This is a genomic window from Ensifer sp. ENS02, from assembly GCF_014851885.1.
GTDB classification, from domain to species: domain Bacteria; phylum Pseudomonadota; class Alphaproteobacteria; order Rhizobiales; family Rhizobiaceae; genus Ensifer; species Ensifer adhaerens.
Genome location: NZ_JACVAO010000018.1, coordinates 54,856 through 72,286, shown reverse-complemented (window position 1 = coordinate 72,286; position 17,431 = coordinate 54,856). Strand labels below are relative to the sequence as shown.

Below are 17,431 nucleotides of genomic sequence, written 5' to 3'. Positions count from 1 at the left end.
CAATAGGGAGAGACATGCATGGCAGCGCCGATCATCCGCATCGACAACATCACCAAACGCTACGGTCCCTTGACCGTACTCGACGGTTTGTCGATGGACGTGCTGCCGGGTGAAAAGCTGGCGCTTATCGGTCCCTCCGGATCGGGCAAGACAACGATCCTGCGCATTCTCATGACATTGGAGGCGATCAGCGGCGGCCATATCGAGGTCGACGGCGACCAGCTCTATCATATGCCGAAGAACGGCAGCCTCGCGCCGGCCGACGACCGCCATCTGCACAAGATGCGCGAGAAGATCGGCATGGTCTTCCAGCACTTCAATCTCTTCCCGCACAAATGCGTGCTCGACAATGTCACGCTCGCGCCGATGCTGACGAAAGGCATGGCGAAGGCCGCGGCGGAGAAGCGGGCGATGGAGCTTCTCGACATGGTGGGCATGGCCGACAAGGCAAAGAGCATGCCCGCGCAATTGTCCGGCGGACAGAAGCAGCGCGTTGCGATCGCCCGGGCGCTGGCTCTTTCGCCAAAGATCATGCTGTTTGACGAGGTGACCTCGGCACTCGACCCGGAACTGGTCGAAGAAGTGCTGAATGTCATGCGCAAGCTTGCGGTCGAAACAGACATGACCATGCTGCTCGTCACGCATGAGATGGGTTTCGCCCATGATTTTGCCGATCGCATTCTCTTTTTCGACCGCGGCAAGATCGTCGAGGAGGGCAAGCCGGACGAGATTTTCCGCACGCCCAAGCAGGAACGCACGCAGACCTTCCTGCGCAAGATCATCGCGGCAGGGCACCGCGTCTGAGCGGCTTTGCCGCCCGGAAACAAGGCTCCAAACAAAAACCCGGGACAGCCAGAGGAGTTCGCAACTATGAGCATGAGAACCTATTTGACCATAACCGCCAGCGCGGGCGCCCTCACGGCAATGGTTGCCGCAGCGCCAGCCTGGGCCGACGGCAAGCTTGAGGAACTGAAGGAACAGGGTTTCGCCCGTGTCGCCATCGCCAACGAACCGCCCTTCACGGCAGTTGCCGCCGACGGCAAAGTTTCTGGCGCAGCTCCGGACGTCGCGCGTGAGGTCTTCAAGCGCCTCGGTGTCGAAGACATCGTCGCCTCGATCTCGGAATATGGCGCGATGATCCCGGGTCTTCAGGCCGGCCGTCATGATGTCATCACTGCCGGCCTCTTCATGAAGCCGGAACGTTGCAACGCGGTTGCCTATTCAGAACCGATCCTTTGTGACGCCGAAGCCTTCGCGCTGAAAAAGGGCAACCCGCTGAAGCTCAAGAGCTACAAGGATATCGCCGACAATCCGGACGCCAAGATCGGCGCGCCAGGTGGCGGTACGGAAGAAAAGCTCGCGCTCGAAGCCGGCGTCCCGCGCGATCGTGTCATTGTCGTTCCGGATGGCCAGAGCGGCCTGAAGATGCTGCAGGACGGCCGTATCGACGTCTATTCGCTGCCGGTGCTTTCCATCAACGCTCTTGTCGCCAAGGCGAACGACCCCAGTGTCGAAGTCGTGGCGCCGGTTGAAGGCGCGCCGGTCTATTGCGACGGCGCGGCCTTCAAGAAGGGCGAGGAAGCCTTGCGCGATGCCTTCGACGTGGAACTCGCAAAGCTCAAGCAGTCGGGCGAGTTTGCCAAGATCATCGAACCCTATGGCTTCTCTGCCGCGGCCGCGATGTCGACGACCCGCGAAAAGCTCTGCGCCGCCAAGTAAGGCCTCAGCAATCGGGCCTCTTCCCAAACCGGGGAGAGGCAGTCCGCTCCCTCGTATATGGAAGAACGATGACCGACTGGTCCGGCTACATAGGGCTGATCCTTGAAGGCGCGCTCGTGACGCTTGAGCTTACCGTGCTCGGCTCATTGCTCGCGCTCGTCATGGCATTCGTCGCGGGTCTTGGACGCGTCAGCCGCATTTTCGTGGTTCGCGCGCTTGCCACCACCTATATCGAGTTTTTCCGCGGCACGTCGATCTTCGTCCAGCTGTTCTGGGTCTACTTCGTGCTGCCATTCGCCGGCGTCACCTTGTCGCCGCTTCAGGCCGGCGTACTGGCGCTGGGACTGAACGTGGGAGCTTATGGGGCGGAGGTCGTGCGCGGCGCGGTCAAGGCGATCGGCCGCGAGCAACGCGAGGCCTGCATAGCGCTCAATCTCTCGCGCTATCAGTCGATGCGTTACGTTGTCCTTCCGCAGGCCCTGCCGCTGATGCTTCCGACCTTCTGCAACAACGCGATCGAGCTCTTGAAGGGTACGGCCGTCGTGTCGCTGATCTCGCTCACCGACATGACCTTTCAGGCCCAGGTGGTCCGCGCCCAGACCGGCAGCACGCTCGTTCCTTTCGCAACGATTCTCGTGCTCTACTTCCTGATGGCACTCGCCATCTCCAACGGCATGCGCTGGCTGGAACGCCGGGTAACACGCGGCCTTGATGGCGTGAGGACCTGACGATGGAATGGGACTGGAATTTCGTTTGGGAAATCATGCCGACCCTGCTTGAGGGTCTGAAGATCACCATATTGGCAACCGTTTTCGGCGCGGCACTCGCTGCCATCATCGGCCTCGTCTTTGCCATCCTGCGCATGACCGCGCCTAAGCCGATTGCGAAGGTCACGGGCTTCATCGTGGAGTTCATTCGCGGCACGCCGCTCCTTGTCCAGCTCTACTTCATCTTCTTCGTGTTGCCGGATATTGGCGTTCGCCTGCCGGCAATGCTCGCCGGCATCATCGGCCTTGGGCTCCACTATGGCACCTATGCGGCGGAGGTCTACCGCGCCGGTATCGAGAACGTGCCGCGCGGCCAATGGGAGGCGGCCAAGGCGACGAACCTCACCGGCCGCCAGACCTGGGTCCACGTCATCCTGCCACAGGCGATCCCGCCGATGATCCCGGCGCTGGCCAACTATCTGATCGCCATGTTCAAGGAGACACCGCTCCTTTCCGCCATCACAGTGCTCGAACTGATGAACCAGGCGAAAAGCGTGGCCAACAGCAGCTATCGCTACATCGAGCCGATGACGCTGGTCGGGGTCTTCTTCCTGATCATGAGCCTGATCTCCGTCGTCTTCCTGCGCTGGCTGGAAGAACGATACGCCCAAGTGGAGGAGCGCTGATGCGAGCGGCCGATCTTACACTTTCCTCGCGCATGCCGAAGCTGGATGAGCGTCCGCTCGACAAGCGCATCGGCCTGATCATCCTTGCGACCGACCACACCACGGAAGTGGACTTCCATCGCATGGTGGCAAGCGAGCGGATTGGCGTCTATGCGACGCGCATTCCCTACGCGAACCCGGTGACGCCGGAGAACTTGCGCGCCATGCAGCCCTCGCTGACATCAGCGGCCGCACTGATCCTGCCGGACGAACCTCTAGACATCGTCATGTATTCCTGCACCTCCGCGTCCGTCGTCATCGGCGACGCGCAAGTCAAGGCGGCGGTCCATGCGGCCAAGCCAAGTGCGTCCATCGTCACGCCGACTGCGGCGGCGGCCTCTGGCCTCAAGGCGTTCGGTGCCAAGCGGATTTCCGTACTGACGCCCTACACGATCGAGACCAGCGAGCCGATGGCTAACTATTTCGTGTCGCTCGGCTTCGACATCGCCCGTTTCACTTGCCTCGGTCTTGATGACGACCGGGAGATGGCGCGCATTTCTCCGGACGAAATCGTCGCCTTTGCGAAGCAAGCGACGGCGCCAGACAGCGACGCGCTTTTCGTATCGTGCACGGCGGTGCGGGCGGCAGGCGTCGCGGCCGAGATCGAGGCCGTCATCGGCAAGCCGGTCGTTACCAGCAATCTCGCCACCGCCTGGGCCTGCCTGCGCCTCTGCGGCAATGAGACGGCACGGCCGGATCTCGGGCAGCTCATGACACTTGCCTATTTGGACCGGTAGCGATGTCGAACCTTCCCGTAACAGTGGCGGATATCGAACAGGCGGCGCGGCGCATAAAGGGCCGGGTCTTGAATACGCCATTCGTGCTTTCCGCTTCGCTCTGCGAACGCTTCGGTGTGCCCGTCGGCCTGAAGCTTGAGCACCACCAGACGACAGGCAGCTTCAAGCTCCGCGGCGCCACGAATGCCGTGCTCTCGCTGACGTCGGAAGAGCGGGCGAGGGGTATCGTCGCCGCCTCGACCGGCAATCACGGCCGGGCGCTCGCCCATGCCGCCAAGGCCGCAGGATCAGTCGCGACAATCTGCGTGTCCAAACTCGTGCCCAACAACAAGGTGTCGGACATCCGAAGGCTTGGGGCCAATGTCCTGATCGTCGGCAAATCGCAGGACGAAGCCCAGCTTGAGGTGGATCGGCTGATGGCTGAAGAGGGTCTCGTCATGGTGCCACCCTTCGATAATCGAACGGTCGTTGCCGGGCAGGGCACGCTCGGTCTGGAGATCGTCGAGGCAATGCCGGATGTGGCGACGGTTTTTGTGCCGCTTTCCGGCGGTGGGCTTGCGGCCGGTGTCGCGGCGGCCGTGAAAGGGCGGTCACCGAAGACCCGCGTCATCGGCCTTACGATGGAACGTGGCGCGGCAATGAAGGCGAGCCTTAACGCAGGGCGGCCGGTGCAAGTCGAGGAGGTGGCAAGCCTTGCCGATTCCCTCGGTGGCGGCATCGGCCTTGATAACGCCGTGACCTTCGAAATGTGCCGCGCGCTGCTCGACGACGTGATCTTGCTGTCTGAAGCCGAGATCGCGGCCGGTATGCGGCATGCGTATTCCCAGGAGCGCGAGGTGATCGAGGGGGCAGGGGCCGTCGGCATCGCGGCCTTGCTTTCCCGCCGGTTTGGCCGGCTGGAGGGGCCGGTGGCGGTCATCCTCTCCGGCCGCAATGTCGACATGGACCTGCATCGACGGGTCATCAATGGCGGGGTCGATCCGCTAGCGGAGACCGCGGCATGACGGCGATGAGAATTCTTACCGAGGCGGAACTCAGGCGTATCGTTCCGCTCGATCTCGATGCCATTGCCTGCGTCGAAGGAGCGTTTCACGCGCTTGCCACCAAAGCGGTGGCGATGCCGCCGATCCTGAGGCTCGACATCCCTGAAGAGCGCGGTGAGGTCGATGTTAAGACGGCTTACATGCCCGGTCTCGACGGTTTCGCCATCAAGATCAGCCCCGGCTTCTTCAATAATCCGAAGATCGGCCTGCAGAGCACCAACGGCCTGATGGTGCTGCTTTCGGCGAAGACCGGCCTGGTAGAGGCCGTCCTCCTCGACAACGGTTACCTGACGGATGTGCGCACAGCGGCGGCCGGCGCGGTCGCGGCTCGACAACTTTCGCGCCCGGATGCCGCGGTTGCCGCCATCTTCGGCGCCGGCATGCAGGCAAGGTTGCAACTTGAGGCCTTAAGTCTGGTGCGGCCGATCCGCGAAGCGCGCATCTGGGCGAGAGATGCTGCTAAAGCCGAGGCCGTCGCTGCGGACTTGACGGTGAAGCTCGGCTTTCCGGTTCGGGCGGAGGCCGACGGCCGGGCGGCTGTCGATGGTGCGGAGATCATCGTCACCACCACGCCTTCCGAAACACCGGTGCTTCGGGCCGAATGGCTCCAGCCTGGCCAGCATGTCACGGCCATGGGGTCGGACGCCGAGCACAAAAACGAGATCGAGCCCGCCATTGTCGCCACCGCCGGCCTCTATGTCGCCGATAGCCTGAAGCAGACGCGCAGGCTCGGCGAATTGCATCATGCCATCGAAGCGGGCCTCGTGACGGAGGATACGATCTTCCCCGAACTCGGCGAGATCGTCGCCGGGCGCAAACCGGGCCGCAGCGGCCCCGAGCAGATCACCGTGGCGGACCTTACCGGCACGGGCATTCAGGACACGGCCATAGCTACGCTTGCTGGCGCCCGCGCGGCAATGACGGGCGCCGGCACGATCTTCGAGAGTTGAGACCGGCTTTTCGCCGGGTATAGAGGAAAAACCGATGAAACAAGCGAACCTGAAGTTCTCGCTTCCGGAGTATGAAACGCGTCTTCAAAAAACGCGAAAAGCGATGGAAGCCAAGGGCATCGACGTGCTGATCGTCAGCGATCCGTCGAACATGAACTGGCTGACCGGCTATGACGGCTGGTCTTTCTACGTGCACCAATGCGTCGTCGTGCCGCCGACGGGCGAGCCCATCTGGTACGGACGCGGCCAGGATGCCAACGGCGCCAAATTCACCGCCTACCTCAAACACGAGAACATCGTCGGCTATCCGGACCACTATGTGCAGTCCACCGAACGCCACCCGATGGATTACCTCTCGGCCAAGCTCGCCGAACGGGGCCTCGACAAGCTGACGATCGGTGTGGAGATGGACAATTACTGGTTCTCCGCCGCCGCCTTCGCTTCACTAGTGAAGCATCTGCCGAATGCGCGTTTCATCGATGCGACCGCACTCGTCAACTGGCAGCGCGCGGTCAAGAGCGAGGCCGAAATCCGCTACATGCGCAACGCCGCGAGGATCGTCGAAAAGATGCATGAACGCATCTTCGACAAGATCGCGGTCGGCATGCGCAAATGCGATCTGGTCGCGGAGATTTACGATGCCGGTACCCGAGGGGTCGATGGCATCGGCGGCGATTATCCAGCAATCGTGCCGCTGTTGCCCTCGGGCGTGGAGGCTTCCGCGCCGCACCTGACCTGGGACGACCGGCCGATGAAGAGAGGTGAGGGCACCTTCTTCGAGATTGCCGGCTGCTACCACCGTTATCACGTGCCGCTGTCGCGCACCGTCTTTCTCGGCAAGCCGACACAGGCGTTCCTCGATGCCGAGAAGGCGACGCTGGAAGGCATGGAGGCAGGCCTCGAAAAGGCACGGCCCGGCAATACCTGCGAGGATATCGCAAACGCTTTCTTCGCCGTGCTGAAGAAGTACGGCATCGTGAAGGACAATCGCACTGGCTACGGCATCGGCGTTTCCTATCCGCCGGACTGGGGCGAGCGCACGATGAGCCTGCGTCCAGGTGACCGCAGCGAACTCAAACCCGGCATGACTTTCCACTTCATGACGGGCCTCTGGCTCGAGGACATGGGCTTTGAGACCACGGAAAGCATCCTGATCACCGAGAGCGGTGTCGAGTGCCTCGCCAACGTGCCGCGCAAACTGCTCGTGAAGGATTGAGCCATGCGGGAAATCAACCTTCGTCCTTCGCCGATCAGTTCTACGGTCGATTTTTCGGCCGAGGGCGTTCAGCATGGTTTCCTGCGTCTGCCTCACAGCCGCGACGATTCCGCCTGGGGCTCGGTGATGATCCCGGTGACAGTCGTGAAGAACGGGGAGGGCCCGACGGCCCTTCTCACCGGCGGCAACCACGGCGATGAGTATGAGGGCCCGATTGCGCTCTTCGATCTCGCCCGCACGCTGAAGGCCGATGACGTCACGGGCCGCGTCATCATCGTGCCGGCGATGAACTATCCGGCCTTTTTGGCCGGCACCCGCACCTCGCCGATCGACAAGGGCAACATGAACCGAAGCTTTCCAGGCACGCCGGACGGCACGGTCACCCAGAAGATCGCGGACTATTTCCAGCGCACGCTGTTACCGCTTGCCGAGATCGTGCTCGACTTTCATTCAGGCGGAAAGACGCTCGACTTTCTGCCTTTCTGCGCCGCCCATGTGCTGCCAGACAAGGCACCGGAGGAAAAATCCTTCGAACTCGTCAGGGCCTTCGGCGCCCCATGGTCGATGAAGATGCTGGAGATCGATGCCGTCGGCATGTACGACACGGCGGCGGAGGAGATGGGCAAGGTCTTCATCACCACCGAGCTCGGCGGTGGCGGCACGGCGACGGCCAGGAGTGCGCGTATCGCCAAGGCGGGCGTTTCCAACGTGCTGAAGGCGGCAGGTATCTTGAAAGGGGCAGTCGAAAGCGGCGAAACCACGTGGCTCGACATGCCCGACGGCAACTGCTTTTGCTTTGCCGAGGACGGCGGACTTGTCGAACCTTTCGTCGATCTCGGCGACCAGGTGAGGAGCGGGGAAATCGTCGCCCGCATCTATCCGATCGGCCGTACAGGCGACGAACCGCTGAACATACGGGCAAAGATGGACGGCATCCTCGTCGCTCGCCATTTCCCCGGCCTCGTCAAATCCGGTGATTGCGTCAGCGTGCTCGCAACTATTGTCGCGGCATAGGGCTTAAGGACCACCGGCGACCGTCGCGTGCGAGGCATCCCCTAACCGAAAGGGGACGCCTCGCTGACGTCAATAAAACAAGGCCAGGATTTCTAACGCGCCCTGCGAAATTGGCTAACGTCAAGGTCGGACAGTTCTCTCCAAGCGTGTTCGAATTTCGAACTCGCAGATTGCCAGGGTGGCATTGCCCTCCTGGCAGTCACGCGGGCCAGAACAACGCCGCCGGCTCGTTCGACAGTCACGATGACGCTACGGTGCCTGTCGTCTTCAGCGATCTTGTCGGCGATCGACCTGCCATTGGTCACCGCCTGACTGTCATTCGCGTGAAACGCTCCATGGTCATCGCGACTGATCCTGCCGGACAGGTGAATATGAAAGAGGTATCGGGGCATGTTGCCACTCGAGCAATGATAACTTTTCTACTTCTTAGCAGTCTCGTTGATCTATTGCGCGTGACAGTTGCGTGACATGGCTTGTGGGGCGTGACGCGGCCATCCATCGATGGCAGGTGAGGTGCGGCCACGCTTGAGAGTGGCCGTGTGGTTGACCACATCATTTTACGGCTCCGCGCTCCCGACACACGGGTCTCGTCCGTCGAACGTGGTGCGCGCCAGGCAGAGGCGCTTTCGTATCCTGCTACCTCTTACGCTCTTTTCGCGTGAGGGCTGCTCCTTGGTACGGCGACTGTGGAGCGTTCAACCAAGCGGACGCCGAGATTGACCCGGCGCACATTGATTTCGGGGTCGTTGATCCGTTCCAGCAGGAGTTGGATGCCGGCACGGCCAAGCTCACCCCGGTCGATCCGCATCGTCGTCAGCGGCGGGCGGCTGTGCCGGGCGATCGCGATATCGTCGACCCCGATGATCGAGAAGTCTTCCGGAACCGAGTGACTACTCGCTTCGAGAGCTTGCATGACGTTGATCGCGATTAGATCGGTGCTGCAGAAGAACGCGGTTGTGTCGGTGAAACGCCCCTGCTTTATGGCCTGCCGTATCGCCGGCGTGGTGTCGGGCTCTTGCAGGCCCATGCGACCGAGATCAAAGATGTGTCTATTTTCGTCGAAGGCAATTCCGGCCTCCTCCAGCGCGATCCGGAAGCCTTCAAGGCGCCGGCGTAGCGACAGGCGGTGGGGAATTGTCACGTGCACGATCTCGCGGTGGCCGGCCGCAAGTAACCTTTGTGCAGCGAGCCAGCCGGCAGACCAGTTGTCGGGCAGCACGCATGAGAGCCGCATCGTCCGGTCCATGCCGTTGATGATGACGGCCGGGATGCCGCTATCGACAATCCTGTCGATCATGACGGGATGGTCCATGCCGAGCACGACAAGGGCGCCCGGCCGGATGTCGCGCAGAATGTCAGAGATTTCGCTGATCGCGATCTCCGCATCCAGCGAGACAAGCCTGACGTCGATCCTGAGCGAGCTTGTGCTGGCCTCTGCAAGCACGCCCTGGATCACGTCCTCGTAGAAAGCCGAACTGGCATAAAACTGTGCCGGCATCACCAGCACAGTGCTCTCGACGCCGGCGCGGATCAGCGAGCGGGCCGCCCGGACCTGGTAGCCCAGGCGCTCCGCATGGTCGAGGATCTTGCGCCGGCTTTCGTCGCCGACGCCACCGCGATTGTTGAGCACCTTCGATACGGACGCGACCGAAACGCCCGCGGCGTCGGCGATGTCCTTGAGTGTCGGGGCGTTCGATTCGTCATCCATTTCGACGAAGGTTCCTATCTGGCCGGAGTGGGCGAGATTGATCGCGGCTGCATGGTCATGATCGTCCACTACCAGAAGAAGCGCGTGTGCCCAAGCGAACGCATCAGCGCCTCCATGAAATAATAGTCGCCGTAGGGCAGCATCGCATCGGAATAGCCGGCGCTGGCATGGGCTGCGCCATGGGCGAGCAGCCCTTCGGCCTTGGGATCGCCCGTCAGATCGCAAGTGTCGAGCAGGCCACCGATCAGGCGATCGCCGAATGCGTACCAGCGTTGTGCCTCCTCCGGTTCACAAAGCCCGGCGAGGATGAAGATGCCGGCCGCCATGATCGCGCCGGCGGAACTGTCGCGGGGCGCTGACTTGGCATCAGGAACCGAATAGTCCCAGACGGGGACGCCGTCGTCGCCCATCAGAGCTTCGGCCTTGGCAGCCAGACGTCTGGCGGCGTCGGCGAAGTGAGGGTTGCCGGTGGTTGCCGCGCACTGCGCATAGCCATGGATCAGCCAGGCCTGGCCGCGTGACCAGCAGGAATCATCCGCATATCCTTGATGGGTCTCCCCGCGCAGGGGCTTACCGCTTGAAGGGTCGAACAGGAAGGTGTGGAAGCTTGTGTCGTCGGCGCGAACCAGGTGCTTCAGGGTCGTTTCGGCGTGGCCATCGGCGGCTTCGGCAAAATCGCCGCGGCCGGTCTCGCGGTGGGCCCAGTGTAGCAGCGCGAGGTTTTGCATCGTATCGACGATGACGCGCCCATTGACGAATTCGGAGCGAATGCCACCGTGGATCGAGCGAGCATTCCAGGCCTGGATATATCGTGCATCCGGGCGATAGCGCTCAAGCAGCCTCGCCGCAGCTTCAAGAGCGAGGTCGCGAGCCTCCCGGTCGCCTGTCAGCAGCCACTCCGCAACGCAGCTCAAAGAAAACTGGAAGCCGAGATCGTGGTCTTGCGCATCGCGATGGCGCAAGATGTCGCGAAAAATGGCGCGGCGGGCCCGGGCGGCGTTCAGGAAGCTGGGATCGCCCGTGAGTTCCAGCGCAAGCCAGAGCTGGCCGGCGTGAAAGCTCACGACCCAGTCAAAGGGCCCGCAATAGCTCCACGTCTGATCCGGCAGGCCAATCTTCGGATTGCGCAGACCGATTGTCGGCATGGTCTGGCGCAATTTGGCAATGCAGCGTTCCAAAGCCTGCTGGTGACGTTCGCGATTGGGGCGATTGCCAACCATTTCGACCGCGTTGAAGTAGCTGTTTCGTTCGATGCGCATGATAAGCCTCACGTTGGTTTCGTGAAGTTTTCGCACAAATACGATAATTTCGTCAACTACGAAACTTTCTGTTGACGGGAAAATTTCTAACCGCTAGGAATCGGATGCTCGGGAGGAGCCGGGCATCGCTGGAGAGAGATACAATGTCCACATTAGGGACAACTGAAAGGCCGGCTGCCGGCAGCGGGTTCAGGCTCGCAGAGAGCCTGGCCGGGTACGGCTTTATCACGCCGTGGCTTATCGGCTTTTTTCTGCTGACGCTCGGGCCTGCTGTCGCCTCGTTCTATTTGTCTCTGACCGACTACAGCGGCCTTGACGCAGCAAACTGGGTTGGCGCGGAGAACTACGTGCGCATCGCGACCGATGATCCGCGCTTCTGGACGGCGATGAACGTGACCTTCACCTTCGTGCTGCTGTCGGTTCCCTTGAAGTTGCTTTTTGCGCTTGCCGTGGCAGTGGCGCTAAACCGGGGGCTTGAAGGCCTGTCGCTCTTTCGTGCGATCTTCTATCTGCCGTCACTGGTCGGCGGCAGCGTCGCCGTGGCGGTCCTGTGGCGACAGGTGTTTGCCGGCGACGGATTGCTCAATCAGGCGCTTAATGCGTTGTTCGGTTTCGAAGGGCCAAGCTGGATCTCGAACCCTTCGACGTCGCTTTATACGCTCGTTCTCCTGGCGGTTTGGCAGTTTGGATCCTCGATGATCATCTTTCTTGCCGGTCTGCGCCAGATCCCGCAGGACATGTACGAGGCGGCAAGCATAGATGGCGCCAGCAAGGCCCGGCAGTTCTTCAAGATCACCTTGCCGCTTTTGACGCCGGTGATCTTCTTTAATGCCGTGATCCTGACGATCGATGCCTTCAAGGCCTTCACCTCGGCCTTTGTCATCAGCGACGGAACCGGCGGTCCGATCGACTCCACGCTGTTTTACACGCTCTACCTCTACCAGGAAGCCTTCACCAATTTCCGCTTCGGCTATGCCTCGGCGCTGGCCTGGGTCCTGGTGCTCATCATCGCCTTCTTCACCGCCATGTCATTTCTGACAGCCAGGTACTGGGTTCACTACGATGACTGATGCCGCTCTTTCGACGACCACCATCGCTTCGCGCGCCGACGCCGGCGTATCTGGCACATCCCCGTGGAAACGTGCTCTGCTTTATGCGCTGCTCGTCGCGGTCAGCTTTCTCATGCTCTATCCGCTGCTCTGGATGGTCGCGAGCTCGTTCAAGCCGGACAGCGAGATCTTCACCTCGACGGGGCTGATCCCGACTGACCCGACAGTCGATGCCTATCGCCGCGGCTGGACCGGCTTGAGTATCGGCTTTGGCTGGATGTTTTTCAATTCGCTGGTGATTTCGCTGCTCGTCGTCATCGGCAACCTCATTTCCTGCTCGATGGCGGCCTATGCCTTCACGCGCCTGCGTTTCAAGGGGCGCGGTTTCTGGTTCACACTGATGCTCGGCACCTTGATGATGCCGCAGCATGCGGTGCTGATCCCGCAATATGTGATGTTCCTGAAGCTTGGCTGGGTGAACTCCATCCTGCCACTGGTGGTGCCGAAATTCTTGGCGATCGACGCCTTCTTCATCTTCCTGATGGTGCAGTTTTTCCGGGGCATCCCGCGCGAGCTCGACGAGGCGGCCATCATGGATGGTTGCGGCCCGCTGCGCATCTTCCTGAAGGTGATCCTGCCGCTCTCAACGCCGGTGTTGGCGACGGCAGCGGTCTTCTCGTTCATCTGGACCTGGGACGATTTCTTTGCGCCGCTCATCTACCTGAATGACATCGAAAAATACACCGCCCAGCTCGGTCTGCGCACCTTCGTCGACTCCACCGGGACGTCGGACTGGGGCTCGCTCTTTGCCATGTCGACGCTGACGGTGCTGCCAATCTTCATCCTCTTCATGCTGTTCCAGCGACTGCTGATCGAAGGCATCGCGACAACCGGCATGAAGCGCTGACACCAACTGGAATTGAGAGATAGGGACGGAAACGATGACGACGCTGGCTTTGAGCAAGATCAAGAAGAGCTTTGGCAATCTCGACATCATCCGCGGCGTCGATCTGGCGATCGGCTCCGGAGAGTTCGTGGTTTTCGTCGGCCCATCGGGGTGCGGCAAGTCGACCCTTTTGCGCATGATTGCGGGGCTCGAGCCGATCAGCGGCGGCGAACTTTCCATCGGCGGCGAGCGCATGAACGAGAAGGAGGCGAGCCAGCGCGGCATCGCCATGGTCTTCCAGTCCTATGCGCTCTACCCGCATATGAGCGTCTACAAGAACATGTCCTTCGGTCTCGAAACGGCAAAGATGCCGAAGCCGGAGATCGACAAGCGGGTCCGCAAGGCCGCCGACATCCTGCAGATTACCCATCTGCTCGACCGCAAGCCGAAGCAACTCTCTGGCGGCCAGCGGCAGCGCGTAGCGATCGGCAGGGCAATCGTGCGCGACCCGAAGATCTTCCTGTTCGACGAGCCGCTGTCCAATCTCGATGCGGAGCTTCGCGTCCAGACGCGCGTCGAGATAGCCAAGCTGCACAAGGATATCGGCGCGACGATGATCTACGTCACCCATGACCAGGTGGAGGCAATGACGCTTGCAGACCGCATCGTCGTCTTGCGCGCCGGGGTCATCGAACAGCACGGCACGCCGCTCGAGATCTATAACCGGCCCGCCAACCGCTTCGTCGCCGGCTTCATCGGCTCGCCCAAGATGAATTTCCTCGATGCCGTCGCACGCGACATCCGCGACGGCGGTATCTCGATCGATGTTGCCGGCAGAATTGCGCGGCTCCCGATCGAGGAGCGCATCGCGGTTGGCACAAAGGTCAGCCTCGGCCTGCGGCCCGAACATATCGGTATCGACGCGACCGGCGGGCTCGAACTTGGCGCGCTGACGGTCGTCCATGTCGAGCATCTCGGCGGTCAGACCATCGTTTACGGGCGGCTCACCGACGGGCAGTCGCTGACGGTTGCTCTCGATGGCCAACGCCCGATCACTGCCGGCTCAACGCTGGACGTCCGGATTGCCGCGGAAAACTGCCACCTGTTCGACGGGGCCGGCGACCGCATCGGCCATTGATCGCAAAGAGAGATCTCAAGGAACAAATCATGGAGGAGGAGAACATGATCAACAGACGCCATTTTTTGCGTAACGCCGCGCTTTTCGGGGCCGGCGCCACACTCGCGACGATGCCCGCGTTCCGCGCCTTTGCGGAGGATTCCATGCGCCTTTATTGGTGGGGTACACCCAGCCGCGCCGAGCGCACGCTTGGCGTTGCCAAGCTCTTCGAGGCGGCGCATTCCGGCGCCAAGATCGTCGGCGAAGTGGGCGGGAGCGATTACTGGGCCAAACTGACGACGATGATCGCCGGTGGGAACGCCCCGGACATTTTCCAGCTCGAGCCCAGCCGCTTTGCCGATTATAGCCGCCGGTCCACCAACCTGCCGCTCAACGACTATCTCGGCAAGGTCATCCGCACGGACAAGCTGGTGCCAGGTGTGCTCGATCTTGGAACGGTCGACGGCAAGGTGACCGGTATGCCGTTGTCGCTGAACGCCTTTGCCATGATCTACGACGCTGATGCGGTCACGAAAGCCGGGCTTATCCCGCCTTCGGCCAAAACCACCTGGGACGACTTCGCCAAGTTCTCGATCGACCTTACCAAGGCAATAGGCAAGAAGAACGTCTGGGCGGTTGGAAACGCGTCGCGCTACACGTACGCCTTCGAGGCGTTTTTGCATCAGCGCGGCAAGAAGCTCTACACGGAAGCCGGAAAGCTCGGCTATGAGGCCAGCGATGCGGCCGATTGGTTCGGCTATTGGGAGAGCCTCACCAAGAACGGCGGCTGCGTCTCCGCCGAGATACAAGCGCTCGACAAGGTGCTGGTCGACAGCAACCCGCTGGCGACCGGCAACGCGGCCATCGCGATTGCCTTCTCAAACCAGCTCCCTGCCTTCCAGAAGATTTCCAAGAGCACGCTCGATATCACGTCGCTGCCGGTCAGCAGTGCGGATGGTCCCTCCGGACTTTTCTATCGCCCCGGCTTGCACTGGTCGATCGCAAGCACCGCGAAGAACCCGGAACTCGCAGCGCAATTCATCGACTTTTTCGTCAACGACCTGGAGGCCGGCAAGATCCTTCAGGTCGAGCGCGGCGTGCCTGTAAACACCGACGTGCAGACCGCCGTTCTTCCCTCGATCGACGCCACGGCGAAAAAGACGGTCGACTATGTCAACGGCATTGCGGATCGCGTCGGCACCTACCCGCCGGCCGTGCCGCTCGGTGCTGGTGAACTTGACGAGCGCGTCTTCCGGCCGCTCGCCGACAAGGTCGCCTTCGGCCAGCTGACGCCGGCGGAAGCAGGCAACGAACTCGTCTCATCGGCCGACCGCATTCTCAAGGCCTGAGCATCCGCTCCACTTTGCCGGGCCGCGCGGGAAGTCATCCCCCCGCGCGGCAATGTTCGAACGGAAACCTTTGGCATGACCGACACGATCTTCCCCGAAACCCTGTTTAAACCGTGGGCGGGCAATCCGCTCAAAAGCCGCGCCGATGTCGAGGCCGCGCTCAAGGCGCTGGTGGAGCCGGTTGAACAATATCGGTCTGCCGGCGGCGCTCGCATCCGGCTGGATGCGCATGCGGCACATTTCGACCAGGCGTCCGCCGACTTGGAGGGTTATTCCCGTCTGCTCTGGGGCCTGGCACCGGCCGAGGTCGGCGGCGCATCGTGGATCGATTGGACGCCGATCGCGCGCGGTCTTGCCAATGGCTGTGATCCGGCCCATCCGGAATACTGGGGCGACCCGTTCGACCGCAGCCAGCGCCTCGTGGAACTCGCAGCGATCGGATTTGCACTGAGGCTCGTTCCAGACAAGCTCTGGGCGCCCCTGTCTACGGCCGAACGGCGAAACGTTGCTGCCTATCTGCTCAAAGGCCATGCCTGCGAATATAGCGACAACAATTGGAAGTTCTTCCGGTTGCTCGTCAGCATGGGTTTGAGACATGTCGGGGTCGATTGTGATCGAGAACTCGACGACCAGTACCGGCAGGAACTCGACGCGTTCTACCTCGGCGATGGCTGGTATCACGATGGGGATACGCGCCGCGCCGACCACTACATTCCCTTCGCCTTTCACTTCTATGGCCTGATCCTGGCGGCCCTCGATGGCGGCGACTGGACGAAAAGGTATCGGGAGCGGGCTCGACTGATCGCCGGAGACATGGCGAGATGGTTTGCCGATGACGGACCGGCGCTCTGCTTCGGTCGCTCGATGACCTATCGTTTTGCCATTGCCGGCCTCTTCGGCGCCATGGCGCTCGCAGGCGACGAGGAGATCCCCTTCGGACAACAGAAGGGTTACTTCCTGCGTCATCTGCGCTGGTGGGCGAAGCACCCCTTCGCCGCGCGCGATGGCGTGATGCCCGTCGGCTACGCCTATCCCAACCTCATCATGTCGGAACCGTACAATTCCGCGCAATCGCCCTATTGGGCGCTGAAGGCCTTCCTTCCGCTGATGCTGCCGGCGGACCATCCGTTCTGGGCGAGCGATGAGGACGCCTGCCCACAGCGATCCGCCGTCTCCACGCAGCGCCATATCGGTTTCCTGATCGCCAATCCGGCAGGGGATGCCATTGCGCTCTCCTGTGGCCAGCACACGAGCGCCGAGAACACCTTCATCCGCTTCGCGCCTGAGAAATACGCGAAGTTCGCCTATTCGGGGCGATACGGCTTCAGCATCGAGAACGATCTCTGGCGGTTCGACAATTCCGTGCTCGAATCCATGATCGGCTTCAGCGATGACGGCGTGCATTTCCGCGTGCGCGAAACCAACGAAGAGGCGCTCGTCGCCAACAACCTTCTCTATGCGCGTTGGCGGCCCTTCGCCGATGTCTTGGTCGAGACCTGGCTTTACTGGGACGGCGATTTCCAGGTTCGGCTTCACCGCATCGACACGCCGCGGACGCTCGCCACGATCGAAGGCGGCTTTGCAGTCGGGCGAGACGCCGGCGAAGTTTGCAAACAGGGTGCCGGCCGCGCTGTCGTTGCCACGGCGACGGACCTGTCAGCCATCCTCGACATCGGTTCGACGAACCCTCGGGAGGGCCGCTGCCATATCGCTGCCCCAAACACCAACCTGGTTTCCGCAAAAACCTTGGTTCCGCAATTGCGCGGTACTGTTCCAGTCGGCGTCAGCACGCTCGCCGTCGCCGTGCTTGCGCAGGCCGATGCAACAGAGGGGACAAGGAAACTATCCCGCTTGCCTGCAGCACCCGACGTCGGAGCGCTGCGACGGCGCGTGTCCGAGACGGGGACAACCGTAACGCTGATGCGCGGCGTACCGCTCTGACATCCTCGATC

At 61.7% G+C, this 17,431-nt stretch carries 16 protein-coding genes; 14 read left to right on the top strand and 2 right to left on the bottom strand.

All coding sequences use genetic code 11. From position 1 onward, the window contains the following. The first annotated feature begins 18 nt into the window (after window positions 1-18). The 9 genes from ehuA (at window position 19) to doeB (ending at window position 8,111) form a co-directional block, all read left to right on the top strand. On the top strand, window positions 19-804 hold the full coding sequence (gene ehuA, locus IB262_RS29355; RefSeq protein ID WP_034794806.1) for an ectoine/hydroxyectoine ABC transporter ATP-binding protein EhuA: 786 nt from the start codon (window positions 19-21) through the stop codon (window positions 802-804). 66 nt (window positions 805-870) lie between these two features. Continuing rightward, the gene (gene ehuB, locus IB262_RS29350) at window positions 871-1,719 is read left to right on the top strand and encodes an ectoine/hydroxyectoine ABC transporter substrate-binding protein EhuB (RefSeq protein ID WP_089045759.1); all 849 of its coding nucleotides are present in this window, start codon (window positions 871-873) and stop codon (window positions 1,717-1,719) included. 68 nt (window positions 1,720-1,787) lie between these two features. After that, on the top strand, window positions 1,788-2,447 hold the full coding sequence (gene ehuC, locus IB262_RS29345; RefSeq protein ID WP_034794803.1) for an ectoine/hydroxyectoine ABC transporter permease subunit EhuC: 660 nt from the start codon (window positions 1,788-1,790) through the stop codon (window positions 2,445-2,447). A gap of 2 nt (window positions 2,448-2,449) precedes the next feature. Continuing rightward, window positions 2,450-3,112, top strand: a complete 663-nt coding sequence (gene ehuD / locus IB262_RS29340) for an ectoine/hydroxyectoine ABC transporter permease subunit EhuD (RefSeq protein WP_034794801.1) — start codon at window positions 2,450-2,452, stop codon at window positions 3,110-3,112. Then, window positions 3,112-3,888 (top strand): ectoine utilization protein EutA, encoded by a 777-nt coding sequence (gene eutA / locus IB262_RS29335; protein WP_192494058.1) that lies wholly within the window; start codon window positions 3,112-3,114, stop codon window positions 3,886-3,888. The genes ehuD and eutA overlap by 1 nt, the downstream gene beginning before the upstream one ends. Window positions 3,889-3,890: 2 nt before the next feature. Continuing rightward, window positions 3,891-4,892, top strand: coding sequence for a hydroxyectoine utilization dehydratase EutB (gene eutB / locus IB262_RS29330; RefSeq protein WP_192494057.1), 1,002 nt, complete (start codon window positions 3,891-3,893; stop codon window positions 4,890-4,892). Beyond that, the gene (eutC, locus tag IB262_RS29325) at window positions 4,889-5,881 is read left to right on the top strand and encodes an ectoine utilization protein EutC (protein ID WP_192494056.1); all 993 of its coding nucleotides are present in this window, start codon (window positions 4,889-4,891) and stop codon (window positions 5,879-5,881) included. The genes eutB and eutC overlap by 4 nt, the downstream gene beginning before the upstream one ends. Before the next feature lie 34 nt (window positions 5,882-5,915). Continuing rightward, a complete protein-coding gene (gene doeA, locus IB262_RS29320) occupies window positions 5,916-7,097 on the top strand; it encodes an ectoine hydrolase DoeA (RefSeq protein ID WP_034794791.1) in 1,182 nt (393 codons plus the stop codon). A 3-nt stretch (window positions 7,098-7,100) separates the two neighbouring features. Continuing rightward, the gene (gene doeB / locus IB262_RS29315; RefSeq protein WP_192494055.1) at window positions 7,101-8,111 is read left to right on the top strand and encodes a N(2)-acetyl-L-2,4-diaminobutanoate deacetylase DoeB; all 1,011 of its coding nucleotides are present in this window, start codon (window positions 7,101-7,103) and stop codon (window positions 8,109-8,111) included. A 643-nt stretch (window positions 8,112-8,754) separates the two neighbouring features. On the opposite strand, the gene IB262_RS29310 is transcribed toward doeB, so the two are convergent. Both IB262_RS29310 and IB262_RS29305 read right to left on the bottom strand, forming a co-directional pair. Next, entirely contained in the window at window positions 8,755-9,819 is a 1,065-nt protein-coding gene (locus tag IB262_RS29310; RefSeq protein ID WP_127890390.1) for a LacI family DNA-binding transcriptional regulator, read from the bottom strand. Window positions 9,820-9,887: 68 nt separating this feature from the next. Then, complete coding sequence (locus IB262_RS29305) at window positions 9,888-11,078, bottom strand: glycoside hydrolase family 88 protein (protein WP_060643679.1); 1,191 nt, start codon at window positions 11,076-11,078, stop codon at window positions 9,888-9,890. Window positions 11,079-11,221: 143 nt separating this feature from the next. Between IB262_RS29305 and IB262_RS29300 the strand changes: the two genes are divergently transcribed. From IB262_RS29300 to IB262_RS29280, 5 genes are all read left to right on the top strand, one after another. Then, window positions 11,222-12,148: a sugar ABC transporter permease gene (locus tag IB262_RS29300; RefSeq protein WP_192494054.1), complete on the top strand. Its 927-nt coding sequence runs from the start codon at window positions 11,222-11,224 to the stop codon at window positions 12,146-12,148. A gap of 112 nt (window positions 12,149-12,260) precedes the next feature. Continuing rightward, window positions 12,261-13,034, top strand: a complete 774-nt coding sequence (locus IB262_RS29295) for a carbohydrate ABC transporter permease (protein ID WP_226020913.1) — start codon at window positions 12,261-12,263, stop codon at window positions 13,032-13,034. 34 nt (window positions 13,035-13,068) lie between these two features. Further along, window positions 13,069-14,151: a sn-glycerol-3-phosphate ABC transporter ATP-binding protein UgpC gene (gene ugpC / locus IB262_RS29290; protein WP_034794772.1), complete on the top strand. Its 1,083-nt coding sequence runs from the start codon at window positions 13,069-13,071 to the stop codon at window positions 14,149-14,151. 44 nt (window positions 14,152-14,195) lie between these two features. After that, window positions 14,196-15,479 carry an ABC transporter substrate-binding protein gene (locus IB262_RS29285; protein WP_063894955.1) on the top strand — a complete coding sequence of 428 codons (1,284 nt, stop codon included), beginning with the start codon at window positions 14,196-14,198 and terminating at the stop codon, window positions 15,477-15,479. Window positions 15,480-15,554: 75 nt separating this feature from the next. Continuing rightward, window positions 15,555-17,420 carry a DUF2264 domain-containing protein gene (locus IB262_RS29280; protein WP_192494053.1) on the top strand — a complete coding sequence of 622 codons (1,866 nt, stop codon included), beginning with the start codon at window positions 15,555-15,557 and terminating at the stop codon, window positions 17,418-17,420. Window positions 17,421-17,431 lie beyond the last annotated feature (11 nt).